9 protein-coding genes are annotated in these 12958 nt (G+C 56.1%); 2 read left to right on the forward strand and 7 right to left on the reverse strand.

The window, feature by feature from the left end:
- Window positions 1-177 precede the first annotated feature (177 nt).
- Together D1841_RS10525 and thrS are read right to left on the reverse strand one after the other, a co-directional pair.
- Window positions 178-672, reverse strand: coding sequence for a 2'-5' RNA ligase family protein (locus tag D1841_RS10525; RefSeq protein ID WP_160643007.1), 495 nt, complete (start codon window positions 670-672; stop codon window positions 178-180).
- A gap of 119 nt (window positions 673-791) precedes the next feature.
- A complete protein-coding gene (gene thrS / locus D1841_RS10530; protein ID WP_160643008.1) occupies window positions 792-2696 on the reverse strand; it encodes a threonine--tRNA ligase in 1905 nt (634 codons plus the stop codon).
- Between the two features lie 983 nt (window positions 2697-3679).
- Between thrS and rny the strand changes: the two genes are divergently transcribed.
- Together rny and D1841_RS10540 are read left to right on the forward strand one after the other, a co-directional pair.
- Window positions 3680-5233, forward strand: coding sequence for a ribonuclease Y (gene rny, locus D1841_RS10535; protein ID WP_160643041.1), 1554 nt, complete (start codon window positions 3680-3682; stop codon window positions 5231-5233).
- A 229-nt stretch (window positions 5234-5462) separates the two neighbouring features.
- Complete coding sequence (locus tag D1841_RS10540) at window positions 5463-6236, forward strand: TIGR00282 family metallophosphoesterase (protein WP_160643009.1); 774 nt, start codon at window positions 5463-5465, stop codon at window positions 6234-6236.
- Window positions 6237-6310: 74 nt separating this feature from the next.
- Here the strand turns inward: D1841_RS10540 and D1841_RS10545 are convergent, their stop codons facing one another.
- From D1841_RS10545 to D1841_RS10565, 5 genes are all read right to left on the reverse strand, one after another.
- Window positions 6311-7498 carry a glycine C-acetyltransferase gene (locus tag D1841_RS10545; RefSeq protein ID WP_371721752.1) on the reverse strand — a complete coding sequence of 396 codons (1188 nt, stop codon included), beginning with the start codon at window positions 7496-7498 and terminating at the stop codon, window positions 6311-6313.
- 247 nt (window positions 7499-7745) lie between these two features.
- On the reverse strand, window positions 7746-8771 hold the full coding sequence (tdh, locus tag D1841_RS10550) for an L-threonine 3-dehydrogenase (RefSeq protein WP_160643042.1): 1026 nt from the start codon (window positions 8769-8771) through the stop codon (window positions 7746-7748).
- 343 nt (window positions 8772-9114) lie between these two features.
- Entirely contained in the window at window positions 9115-9678 is a 564-nt protein-coding gene (locus D1841_RS10555) for an N-acetylmuramoyl-L-alanine amidase (protein ID WP_160643011.1), read from the reverse strand.
- A gap of 7 nt (window positions 9679-9685) precedes the next feature.
- On the reverse strand, window positions 9686-11260 hold the full coding sequence (locus D1841_RS10560) for a recombinase family protein (protein ID WP_160643012.1): 1575 nt from the start codon (window positions 11258-11260) through the stop codon (window positions 9686-9688).
- On the reverse strand, window positions 11257-12957 hold the full coding sequence (locus D1841_RS10565; protein WP_160643013.1) for a recombinase family protein: 1701 nt from the start codon (window positions 12955-12957) through the stop codon (window positions 11257-11259). The genes D1841_RS10560 and D1841_RS10565 overlap by 4 nt, the downstream gene beginning before the upstream one ends.
- Window position 12958: the final 1 nt, after the last annotated feature.

Here is a 12958-nt window from a genome sequence, read left to right on the forward strand (position 1 = left end):
CCCCAATTCCTTTTGCTCTTTTTTGTGCCCCCTGGCCCTTTGGCGTGCGTCCTTGCGTACTAACTTAATGACATTGCACTAGTATACATCCATTTTTATCGTTTGTCAATAAATTTTTAACGTTTTTCGATAAACCCTCTCTGGCAAGCATTGACAGCCAGAGAGGGTTTCTTTTGCTTATTGGCTGGGAAGCGCGCCTTCCCGCAGCAGTTCCCGGGGGCAGAACTGGTAAAGCCGCACCCCACCTACCCGGCCTTCAAAGGCTTCAAAGCCCTGAAGCGCCAGGGGCAGGGCCGCGCAAACCTGCTCTGGCTCCTCTATCAGCAGGGTGGTGTGGGCTGTCCAGTTCCGGCTTGTGCCGAAATGCTCCTTCAGTGTGAGCAGCTCCCGGTTCACGTCCGGCGCCAGGAACAGCACCCGGCCCCCGCCGAATACGCCTAAATGGTTGAAGGTGAGGGAAAAAGCCCTGGTCTGCCGCAGCGCTTCCTCCATTGCGGCAAGGGCTTCTTCCTGCTCGCTGGGCTGGAAAATCCCCAGGGTGATGTGATGGGGCAGGTTTTTCGTCTGCCTGCCGGCAAAGCCCGCCCCCACCAGCCGCGCCCGCATTTCCTCTATGCGCCGCTGGGTTTCGTCATCGTATACCGCCATGGCGCACAGGAACGTTTTGTCCATATCACACCTCCTAAGACCTGCTAAGACCTTGGGGCATCGCCCCAAACCCCACAAGCCTTTTTGAAAAAAGGCTTGACCGAAAAACTCCGCGTTTTGTCCTGTCCGGCTATATGCGGAGGTTACTTTATTTCCTTGCTTTCAATCTCCGCCTTTGCCTTTTCGATAAAGGCCTGCACAGAGATGGCTCCCAGGTCGCCGTCCTTCCGGTGGCGCACAGAAACCTCCTGGGCCTCCTGCTCCTTGTCGCCTACCACCAGCATGTAGGGGGTCTTTTTCAGTTGGGCTTCCCGGATTTTATACCCGGTCTTTTCGCTGCGCAGGTCGCACTCTACCCGCAGCCCAGCCTCCTCCATCTGCTTTTGCAGGGCCTTGGCGTATTCGTGATGGCGCTCTGCAATGGGCAGGATAACTGCCTGCACAGGGGACAGCCACAGGGGGAAGGCCCCGGCGAAGTGCTCCGTTATAACGCCGATAAACCGCTCGATGGAACCAAGCACTACCCGGTGGATCATCACAGGCCTGTGGCGCTCCCCATCTACCCCTACGTACTCCAGCTCGAACCGCTCGGGAAGCTGGCTGTCCAACTGGATGGTGCCGCACTGCCAGGTGCGCCCTAAGGAGTCGGCAATGTGGAAATCCAGCTTCGGGCCATAGAAGGCGCCGTCCCCTTCGTTTATCACGAACTCCTTGCCCATGGCTGTGATGGCTTCTTTCAGAATGTCCTGGTTCTTCTCCCACTCCTCCACAGTGCCGATGTGATCTTCAGGCATGGTGGAAAGCTCAATGGTGTAGGTGAGGCCAAAGGTGGAATACACCTCGTCGAACAGCCGCACTGTCTCCTGGATGATATCCTGCATCTGCTCCCGGGTCATAAAGACATGGGCGTCATCCTGGTTAAAGCAGCGCACCCGGAACAGGCCATGGAGCGCGCCGGAAAGCTCGTGGCGGTGGACAAGGCCGATTTCCCCCACCCGCAGGGGCAGATCCCGGTAGGAATGAGGCTCGCTGGCATATACCAGCATGCCGCCGGGGCAGTTCATGGGCTTAATGGCAAAGTCTGCCTCGTCAATTACAGTGGTGTACATGTTGTCTTTATAATGATCCCAGTGGCCGGAACGCTCCCATAGCTGGCGGTTGAGCATGATGGGGGTGGAGATTTCCACATAACGGTACTTCTTGTGGACTTCCCGCCAATACTCCATCAGGGTGTTTTTCAGCACCATGCCCTTTGGCAGGAAAAAGGGGAACCCGGGGCCTTCGTCCCTAAGCATAAACAGGCCCAGCTCTTTGCCAAGCTTCCGGTGATCCCGCTTTTTGGCCTCCTCCAGCATTTGCAGGTGTTCGTCAAGCTGGGACTGCTTGGGGAAGGCAATGCCGTACACACGGGTGAGCATCTTCTTGGTGGCGTCCCCCCGCCAGTAGGCCCCTGTGATGGCTGTCAGCTTTACGGCCTTCACCATGCCGGTGCTCATAAGGTGGGGGCCGGCGCACAGGTCGGTGAAATCATTCTGGCTGTAGAAGCTGATGTTTTCCCCGTTGCCCGCGTGCTCGTCAATCAGCTCCTGCTTATAGGGCTGTCCGGCCATCTTCTCCTTGGCTGCGCCCTGCGCAAGCTCAAACCGCTCCAAGGGGATGTTCTCTTTGATGATCTTCTTGATTTCTTCCTCGATTTTCGGCAGGTCATCCAGGGACAAGGGGTTTTCCATGTCAAAATCGTAATAGAAACCATTGTCAATGGCAGGGCCGATGGCAAACTTTGTGCCGGGATACAGCCTGCACACTGCCTGGGCCATAATGTGGGAGGCGGTGTGCCAATACGCCTTTTTGCCTTCCTCGCTGTCAAAGGTGAGGATTTCCAGGGCGCAGTCCTCCTGAATCGGCGTGCGCAGATCCCGCGTTTCCCCGTTTATCCGGGCGCAGCAGGCAGACTTGTATAACCCCATGCCAATGGACTTTGCCACCTCTGCGGCTGTCACGCCATTTTCAAATTCCTTCACTTGCCCTTTCAAATCAATCTTTACCATAGGTGTGCTCCTTCCTTGCGGGGCGGCAAAATAGAAAATGCCTGCCCCAGCAAAAATTCTGGGGCAGGCATGCTTCACGTCAGTTTTTTGAAGCGGCCCGCGGTTCCACCCGGATTCAAAGCGCAAAAGCCGCGCTTCCTTCATTATAGCCGTAACGGTGCCATCCGTCTGTCCTTAGCCGGCGGGAAATCCCCAGCCGGGGTCGGCAGATGCTCCAAGGCGGTACGCAAACCTCTGGCAGGGAAGCCCTGCTCCGCTGCAAGCGCTTTCAGCCCATGGCGCCCGCTCTCTTTTGGCGGCAAACTCTTTTGCAGAAGCCTGCGCGTCCTTATCAACGCATTTGTATAAAATTGTTGCCTGTATCATAGCACCCGGAAATGGGTTTGTCAAGACAGGAAACGCGAGGAACAAAAATTTTTTCCGGATAATTTTTCCTTTTTGGAAAAGAATAGCCCCCAGCACCTTGACAAAGCCACTGTCCCCGAGATACAATATACCTTGAGATGCACTTGGTGCTTTATATATTTTTTGCTTATTTCATAGTTCAGGCAGCGTTTGCCCTGGGTTTTAGAACTTGTATTCATAATTTGGAACCGCCGGATGGGCGGGGATTTTCAGAGCCAATCAAGGCATATTTTCGCAGAAAGGCTGCGGCCTTGCAAAAAATCAACACAGGACGGCTCTTAAAAAGCCGCGCAGGCGATGGTTGCAGGTTGTGAATGCAGGCCCTTTAATATTCCGCAGTCAAAAGGCCCTGTATGCCCTTTTGCGTTTGGCGGCGTATTTTGTATCGTTTTGCAAGGCCGGGGCGGCCTGCCATAAAAAGCTGAAATAAAACAATGATATATGATGAACGTTTTTACCGCCACCATGCATTTGCCGGGGGGCGGATTTTTTCTTCCCCGGCTGGGTTACATTTCTTTCTTTCGCAAAACTAAGGTTCCGTAAAAAAATCGTACAAAGGAGGTGCCCGGTTGAACGGGATGGCAGTATGGCTGTGTATCGTCCTCATTCTGGCGGCGGCTGCGGCGGCAGGCAGTATCGCGTTTTTCTTTGGCGTATACTACCGCAAGTCCAAGGCAGAGGCCGCGATTGGCTCTGCTGAGCAGGAGGCCAAGCGCATTGTGGGCGAGGCTGTGAAAACGGCAGAGGCCAGGAAAAAGGAGATTGTGCTGGAAGGCAAGGACGAGATACACCGGCTGAGGAACGAGTCTGAAAAAGAGCTGGCGGATCGCCGCAAGGAAATCCAGCACCAGGAACGCCGGATTCTGCAAAAAGAGGAAAGCTTGGAGCGCAAGCTGGAAAGCGTGGACAGGAAAGAGGAACAGGCTGCCGAAAAAAACAAAAAGGCAGAGGAACGCCTGCGGGAAGCGGAGAGCGTGAAGAAGAGCCAGTTTGACATGCTGGAGAAAATCTCCTCCTTCTCCCAGGAGCAGGCCAAGGAATATCTGCTGAAGAACCTGGAAAACGAGCTGGTTCACGAAAAGGCTATGAAAATCCGGGAGTATGAGCAGCAGGTGAAAGAGGACAGCGACAAGGCGGCAAGGGAGATTATTGCCCTGGCTATCCAGCGCTGCGCGGCGGATCAGGTTTCTGAAGCCGCTATCAGCGTGGTGCCCCTGCCCAACGACGAGATGAAGGGCCGCATTATCGGCCGGGAAGGCCGGAACATCCGGGCCATTGAAACCCTGACAGGGGTGGATCTCATTATCGACGACACCCCGGAGGCTATCACCCTGTCAAGCTTTGAGCCGGTGCGCCGGGAAGTGGCGCGCATTGCCCTGGAGAAGCTGATTTCCGATGGGCGCATTCATCCCACCCGCATTGAGGAGACAGTGGAAAAGGCCCGGCGGGAGGTGGAGAACACCATTAAGTCCGAGGGCGAACGGGCTGTGCTGGAGGTGGGCGTAAACGGCGTACATCACGAGCTGGTGAAGCTTCTGGGCCGGCTGCGGTACCGCACAAGCTATGGGCAGAACGTTTTGAACCACTCCCTAGAGGTAGCCTTCCTTTCCGGCATGATAGCCTCTGAGCTGGGGCTGAACCCCACAGTGGCAAAGCGGGCAGGCCTGCTCCACGACATTGGAAAGGCCCTGGATCACGAGGTGGAGGGCAGCCATGTGCAGATTGGCGTGGACTGCGCCAGGAAATACCGGGAGAGCGAGGCGGTTGTGCATGCCATTGCCGCCCACCATGGGGACGTGGAGGCCAAGACCATTGTGGCCTGCATTGTCCAGGCGGCAGACGCTATTTCCGCCGCAAGGCCGGGCGCCCGCCGGGAGAACCTGGAAAACTACATCAAGCGCCTGGAGAAGCTGGAAGAGCTTGCTTCCTCCTTTGAAGGCGTGGAGAACTGCTATGCCATACAGGCAGGCCGGGAAGTGCGCATCATGATTAAGCCTGAGGTGGTAAGCGACGAGAAGATGACCCTTTTGGCACGGGAAATCTGCCAGAAGATAGAGGCAGAGCTGGACTATCCAGGGCAGATTAAGGTGAACATGATCCGGGAGAGCCGGGCGGTGGACTACGCCAAATAGCACGCTTCCCTGCCGCGTCCGAGCCTAAGACCTTGGGACTCTGTCCCAAACCCTGCCACCTTTGAAAAGGTGGACGAAACTTTCGTTGTGGTTCCCCGGCAGGGCTTAAAGCCCTGCCGGGGAACCACCATGAAGTTTTTGCCCGCTTTTTTCAAAAAGCGGCGGGGGTGTGGGGGCGGAACCCCCACGAACTTTATCCCCGGGCGCGGCAAGGCAGAAAGGAGCCTGTATGGTCAATATCCTGTGTATCGGAGACGTGGTGGGCACGGTGGGGTGCCAGTTTTTGCGGGAGAAGCTTCCTGGGCTGAAACGGCTGAAGGGGGTGGATCTGGTCATCTGCAACGGCGAAAACTCCGCCGACGGCAACGGCATTACCCAGTCTTCCATCCGGCACCTGTTTGACAGCGGCGTGGATGTGATAACCACTGGAAACCACAGCTTCCGCCGCAGAGAATCCTATGACCTTTACGAGGAGGTGCCCACCCTGCTGCGCCCGGCCAACCTCCCCTCCGCCGCCCCGGGCAAGGGCCTGTGCGTGGTGGACATGGGCCGCGTCCAGGTGGCAGTGATAAACCTGATTGGCACCCTGTATCTGGAAAGCCAGCGCTGCCCCTTTGAAACCTTGGAATCCCTGCTGAAAGCTCCGGATTTCCCCCGACTGTGCGTGGTGGATTTCCACGCGGAGGCCACAGGGGAAAAGCGGGCCATGGGATTTTTCGCGGACGGCAAGGTGACGGCCCTTTTCGGCACCCACACCCATGTGCAGACTGCTGACGAATGTATCCTGCCCCACAGCACTGGCTATATCACCGACGCGGGCATGACAGGGCCTATCCATTCGGTGCTGGGGGTGAAGCCGGATATCAGCATTCAGAAGTTTGTCACCAAAATGCCCACCCGGTTCGAGCTGGCAAAAGGCCCCTGCCGCATGGACTGCGTGCTCTTTTCCGCTGACGAAAAAACCGGGCTGTGCCTGGAGGCAGAACGGCTGTCCATTGTATAAAACCTAAAAAAAGCGCCGCCGCAGAAGTTCTGCGGCGGCGTTTTTTTATCTAACCCCCAAAAGAGAGCGGCTTCTTACAGCCCCATTTCCTCTTTGACCTGCTTGAAGCAGGATACGGCGAAGTCTAAGTCTTCCTTGGTATGCCCGGCGGAAACCTGGGTGCGGATGCGGGCCTTGCCCTGGGGCACCACAGGATAGCTGAAGCCCACCACGTATACGCCCTTCTCCAGCATCCGGGCGGCAAACTCAGCGGCTGTTTTGGCATCGTACAGCATGACGGGCACGATGGGGTGGGTGCCGGGGAGCACGTCGAAGCCCAGCTTTCCAAGCTCTGCCCGGAAATAGGCGGTGTTCTCATGAACCTTGTCCCGCAGGGCTGTGGAGGCTGTGAGCAGCTCCAGGGTCTTGACGCTGGCGGCGCAGACGGCGGGAGCCAATGTGTTGGAGAACAGGTAGGGGCGGCTGCGCTGGCGGAGCAGGTCTACAATGGGCTGGCGGGCGGCGGTGAACCCGCCGGAGGCCCCGCCCAGGGCCTTGCCAAAGGTGCCGGTGATGATATCCACCCGCTCCTGCACGCCGCAGTATTCCGGGGTGCCCCGGCCCTTGTCACCCATGAACCCGGCGGCGTGGCTGTCGTCCACCATCACCAGGGCGCCGAATTCCTCTGCCAGGTCGCAGATGCCCTGCAAATTGGCAATATACCCGTCCATGGAGAATACGCCGTCTGTGGCAATGAGCATTACCTTTGCCCCGGCTTCTTTGGCGGCCTCCAGCTGGGCGCGCAGGTCTTCCATATTGTTGTTTTTATAGCGGTAGCGCTTGGCCTTGCACAGCCGCACGCCGTCGATGATGGAGGCGTGGTTCAGCTCGTCGGAAATGACCGCGTCCTCCGGCCCCAGCAGGGTTTCAAAAAGCCCGCCGTTGGCGTCGAAGCAGGAGGAATAGAGAATTACATCATCCATGGAGAGGAACTCTGCCAGCTTCTGCTCCAGCTCCTTGTGGACGCTCTGGGTGCCGCAGATAAACCGCACAGAGGAGAGGCCGAAGCCCCACTTGTCATAGCTTTCCTTGGCGGCGGCAATCAGATCCGGATTGTTGGAAAGGCCCAGGTAATTATTGGCGCACATGTTCACCACAGCCTTTGTCTCGGTGGTGTCGATGCGGGACTTCTGGGGGGTGGTGATAACCCGCTCGCCCTTCCAGGTGCCTGCCTCTTTGATGGCTGCCAATTCTTCTATATATTTGTTCAGTGCCTGTTTCATGCTCATACACTCCTTTTGAAGGTCATGGGGCTTTTCTCGCCTGCCGGCTCGGTCGGTTCGCGACTTGTCTGCCGCTGGCAGACGCTCACCCCACACCCCACGAACCCTTTTAAAAAAGGGTTCGATCCGAAAACTACTTACTTTCGATACTCTAAAATTATAGCCTTGCCTGATGAAGCAAAACGCAAAAGTTTTTAAAGAGTCCAGAGAAAATTTTTTCAAAAATTGTCTCTGGGGAAAATGCGGGTTATTTATCCCAGGAAAGGATAACCTTCCCGGACTTGCCGCTGTTCATGGCGGCAAAGCCTTCCTCAAAGTCCTTATAGTGGAAGCGGTGGGTGATGACGGGGGTCAAGTCCAGGCCACCCTGGACCATGTAGGACATCTGGTGCCAGTTGTCCATCTTCCGGCCGTAAATGCCCTGAAGGGTGAGGCCTTTGCAGATGATACCGTTCATGTCCATGGGCACAGGCTCATTGGAAATGCCCAGAAGGCTTATTTTGCCGCCGTTGCGCATGACAGAGATCATCTGGGTCAGGGCAGCGCCGTTGCCGCTCATTTCCAGGCCAATGTCAAAGCCTTCCACCAGCCCCTGCTTGTGCATGACGCCTGCCAGATCTTCATCCTTCACATTGACCGCCGCATCCGCGCCCATTTTCCGGGCCAAGTCCAGGCGGTAATCATTTACGTCGGTGATAACCACCCGGCGCGCCCCGGCATATTTGCAGATGCCCACAGCGATAATGCCGATAGGCCCGGCCCCGGTGATGAGCACGTCCTCCCCCACCAGATCCCACATAAGGGCGGTGTGGGTGGCGTTGCCGAACGCGTCGAAGAAAGCCACCACTTCCTCGTTGAGGCTCTCGTCAATGATAATCACGTTGCTCTGGGGGATGCACACGTATTCGGCGAAAGCGCCGTCCCTGTCTACCCCCACGCCTTTGGTGTCCCAGCACCACTGGATGTTCCCTGTGTGGCAGTTGCGGCAGCGCCCGCAGGTGATGTGCCCTTCGCCGCTGACCCGCTGGCCTACATGCAGGCCCGAAACCCCGGCGCCCAGCTTTGCCACCTCGCCCACATACTCGTGGCCGATAACCATGGGCGGCTTGATATGCTCCCTGGCCCAGGGATCCCAGTTATAGATATGTACGTCCGTTCCGCAGATAGCGGTTTTGTGAACCTTGATAAGCACTTCTCCCGGCCCCGGGTCGGGCACAGGCACCTGGCGAAGCTCCAGGCCCGACCCTGCTGCGGGTTTTACCAGCGCGTCCATGAGTTGCGGCATAACTGTCCTCCTGTAAAATACACTTTTCGGTTTTTAGGCACCTTTTGTTTGTCTCTTGTAGACAGTATACAGCTTTGCAGGGGGAAAGTCAAGGGCGGGGAAAAATAAATTTATAGTTAACGCAGTTCAAAGGAGGCAGAATACCTCTTTTGAACCAGGTGGCGCAGCCACCCGGCTTGAAAAGCGTATATACCGATTCTCAAGTGCGTTTACTATAAAGCTGGCTTTATGGCGCAAACTATAAAGGGCAGGGCGCCTTCTGGCGGCGCCCTGCCTCTTGGATTGCCCCTGCGGAGCAAGGGGATGAGAATTCATTTGCCCAGGTAGGCCCTTACAGCGCGCGGAAGCCGAAATAGCTGAGCAGGCCGTAATAAATGCCCTGGGCGAACCCCCACTGGTCATTTTTCAGGCGCTGGGCATCCGCCTGGTTTGTCAGATACCCCAGTTCCACCAGCACGGCGGGCATGGTGGTTTTCCGCAGGACGTACAGGGAGGGGTTCAGGCGCACGCCGTTGTCCCGGGTGCCGGTCTGCTGGGTGATGCCGATGAGGATGTGCTGGCCCAGCCAGTAAGGCTGGGTGTTGGCCTGATAGACATAGGCCTCGCTGCCGTTGATGGCGGGGTTGGAATTTGCGTTGCAGTGGATGCTGAGGAAATAATCTGCCGGCCAGGAATTTGCCATCTGCACCCGCGCCCGCAGGCTGGTGGCGTTGCTGGTGCCCAGTATCTCATTGGGCGTGTGGCGGGAAACCCGCACCGCAAAGCGCGGATCCTCCTCCAAAAGCTCCCGCAGATACATGCCTACCTGGTAAGTAATATCCTGCTCCCGCAGGCCATTGCCCTCCGCCCCGGCGTTAATGCCCTGGGGGTTGTGGCCTTGATCAGCCCCTGTCAAGCCCTGACTAAAAAACTTTGCTGGATTTTGCCAAATCCCCGTACTTCCAGACGATTTCAAGCCGTCCGCCTGTGTATACGCGCACTTCTTGCAAAATGTCGCTTAGGATTTCTGGTGTTAGTTCCTGCACGTCTGCGTACTTCTGGAACACGGCAAGGGCCGGGTTTTCTGACTGCTGGCTAGTTTTGTTGAGGGCAGCGTCTATCTCCCAGATTTGCTTTTGAATTGCAGCCCTCTGCGCTGATACGGTTTCTTTTTCGGACAGATATTCTTCCCGGCTGATTTCCCCCAGCGCAAAGCGCTCATACAGGTCTTTGGCCTCCCGGTTAAGCTGGCCCTCTTTTTCTTTTAGAGCCGCCTGATTCTGTAGCTGGGAGGCTTTGCTGTTTTGCTGGTTTTTATGTTGCTCCTCGTAAAGCTTGCCCATGTCCACCGCTGCGGCAGCTTGTGCGCGCAAGCTGTCCAAAATCGCCGCCAGCAGTTCTTTTTCCAGGATGTGTACCTCAATGCAGCCTGTGCCATCCAGCATCCGGTGAGTCTGGCAGTAGTAATATTTTTCCTTTCCATTGGAGCGCGTCAGGATGTGGCCGCACTCCCCGCAGCGGACTTTCCGGGCCAGGGGCTGCTTCTCCGTGTAAGGGCTGTGTTCTTTAAAGTCCCGCAGGGCGGCTTGCGCCCTGTCAAATTCGTCCTGGGTGACGATGCCTTTATGGGCGTGTGCAACTTTTATCCGGTTTTCTTGGCAGACCTTTACTGTATGGGTGCTGCCAACGATGTCTCGTTCCCGTTTGAGGTAGATGTTCATGCCCAGGTAGCGCTCATCCCGCAATATTTTTGCAACGGAGTGCCCCGTCCAGAAATTATCTTCCCGGACGCTGGGCCAGCGGCTCCGGGAGCAGCCCGCCGCCCGCTTGTAGAGCATGGGGGTGGGGATGCTCTCGCTATTCAGCAGTTTAGCGATTTGCACGGCGCTGTGCCCGTTTGCAATCAAACGGAAAATGCGGCGTACGGTTTCTGCCGCAGGCGGGTCAATGATAAGGCGGCTATGGTTCTGCGGGTCTTTCTGGTAGCCATAGGGGGCAAAGGGGGCTACAAAATCGCCCCGCTTGGCCCTCAACCGCTTGGCGCTCTTGACCTTCCGTGAGAGGTCGCGGCTATAAAGGTCGTAGAGCAGGGCCTTGAAGGATGTGTCCAGGCTGTCCACATCGCCGGGGCGGGCACTGTCCAGGCCGTCGTTGACGGCGATAAACCGCACCCCCAGGAAAGGGAATACGCTGGAAATGTAGTTGCCTACGGTGAGGTAATCCCGGCCAAAGCGGGAGAGGTCTTTCACGATGATGCACTGGATTTTCCCTTGTTTGACTTGGGACAGCATTTCGGTTACGGCGGGGCGCTCAAAGTTTTTGCCGCTCCAACCATCGTCACAAAACTCTAAAACCGCTGCGTTAGAAAAATCCTCTTTCTGCTGGATGAAGCTGTCCAACAGATTTCTTTGGTTTACAATGCTGTTGGATTCGTCCTTTCCTCCCCGGTTCAAGTCCCCGTCTGCATCTGACAGCCGCAGGTATTTCGCTATCGTCATGCGGATTCCTTCTTCCCGGCAGTTTGCAGGATGGATACCAGGTTTTGAAATTCATCTTGATACCGCAGGGTGATGGAAATGTAGCCGGATGCGTCCACCTCCACCCGCTGGATTAAGGCGTGGGCGATTTCTTCCGTCAACCCGGTTTCATCGGCAAAATGGCTGCAGGCTGTAAGCCACAGGTTTCGGGTAGTCTGCCGTGCCCGTGACGCTTTCTGCTGTTCCAGTTCATCCAGCCTTGCCTGAGCTTGTTCCATCTGAGAGCGGTACTGCCGCTTCATTTCGGTGTATTCCCACTCGTCCATCAAGCCGTCCACATAGTTCTCGTACAGGCTGTCGTGCAGTGTTTTGTACCTTTCTAATGCTTGGCTGGCCTTGCGGAGTTCCTGTTCCAAAGCAGATTTGCTCTCCAATATCGCAGGGGAGTGTTCGTATACCTTCACCAGCTTTCCCACGTTTTCCGCTAATTGGATTTCCCTCCGCAGGGTGCCCCACAAGACTTCTTTCAGCTTTGTTTCATACAGGTATTTCCTTGGGCAGGCGGTGCTGTCCGCATGGTGGGTAGGACAAATATAAGTATAATAAAGATGTTTTCCATGGGTGACCTGCTTATAGCGTGTTAACGGCTTGCCGCAGTCGGCGCAGAACACCAGCCCGCGCAGGATGTTGGGCATGGGGTCCAGGTGGTCATATTTTCCCAACGTCTTTTTGTATGTTTCGCTGGCTTTCTGCGCCAATTCCTGCACCTGCCGAAAGGTTTCCCTGTCCACCAAAGGCTCGTGGGTGTTTTTCACAATGATCCATTCCTCTTTCGATGTACGGCGCTGTTTCTGGCCCTGGCATAAGCCTGAAATCTTGCGTCCCTGCACCAGGTTCCCAATATACACTTCGCTTTCCAAGATGTTTTTTAGCGTAAAGATATTCCATCGGGCGTTTACATAGCGGTCGGTCTGTATCTCCCCGGTTTGGCGCTTGTACTGCGCGGGGGTTGGTACGCCGCTGTCGTTGAGGTGTTTCGCAATTTTATTGAAACTCATGCCCCCGGCCCGCAGCCTGAAAATGTCCCGCACAATGGGGGCAGTAGAAGGGTCGGGTTCAATCTTGTGCTTGTCAGAAGGACACTTCCGATACCCGTAAGGCGCCCATGCGCCGATAAACTCCCCATTTCTCTGCTTGGTTTGAAGGGCGCTGCTGACATTCCGGGAGATATCCCGGCTGTAAACCTCGTTCATGATGTTTTTCAGCGGCACAATGTAGCCATCCTGGGAGCGCTCGGCGGTAAGGGTGTCAAAGCTGTCGTTCACGGCCACAAAACGTACATCCAGGAAGGGGAAGATTTGCTCCAGATATTGGCCTGTTTCCTTGTAATTGCGCCCGAACCGGGACAAGTCCTTCACCACAATGCAGTCGATTTTCCCGGCCCGCACATCGTCCATCAGCCGCTCAAACTCTGGACGCTGGAAGTTCGTGCCCGTGCGCCCGTTGTCGCAGTACAGGCCGCAAAATTCCATATCAGGCTGGGTTTCGATATACTCCAGCACCAGTTCTTTTTGTGCTTCGATGGTATCTGCCCCGGGCTTACCGCTGTCCTCCACGGAGAGACGCACATAGCCACCAGTCTTGTAAACTCTCTGCTGGGGGACGGTTTCCATTGCCATGGGAACCAGTGGGTTGACTTTACGCTTTGTCCTCGCCATG

The organism is Neglectibacter sp. X4 (genome assembly GCF_009917365.1).
Taxonomy (GTDB): Bacteria; Bacillota; Clostridia; order Oscillospirales; family Acutalibacteraceae; genus Acutalibacter.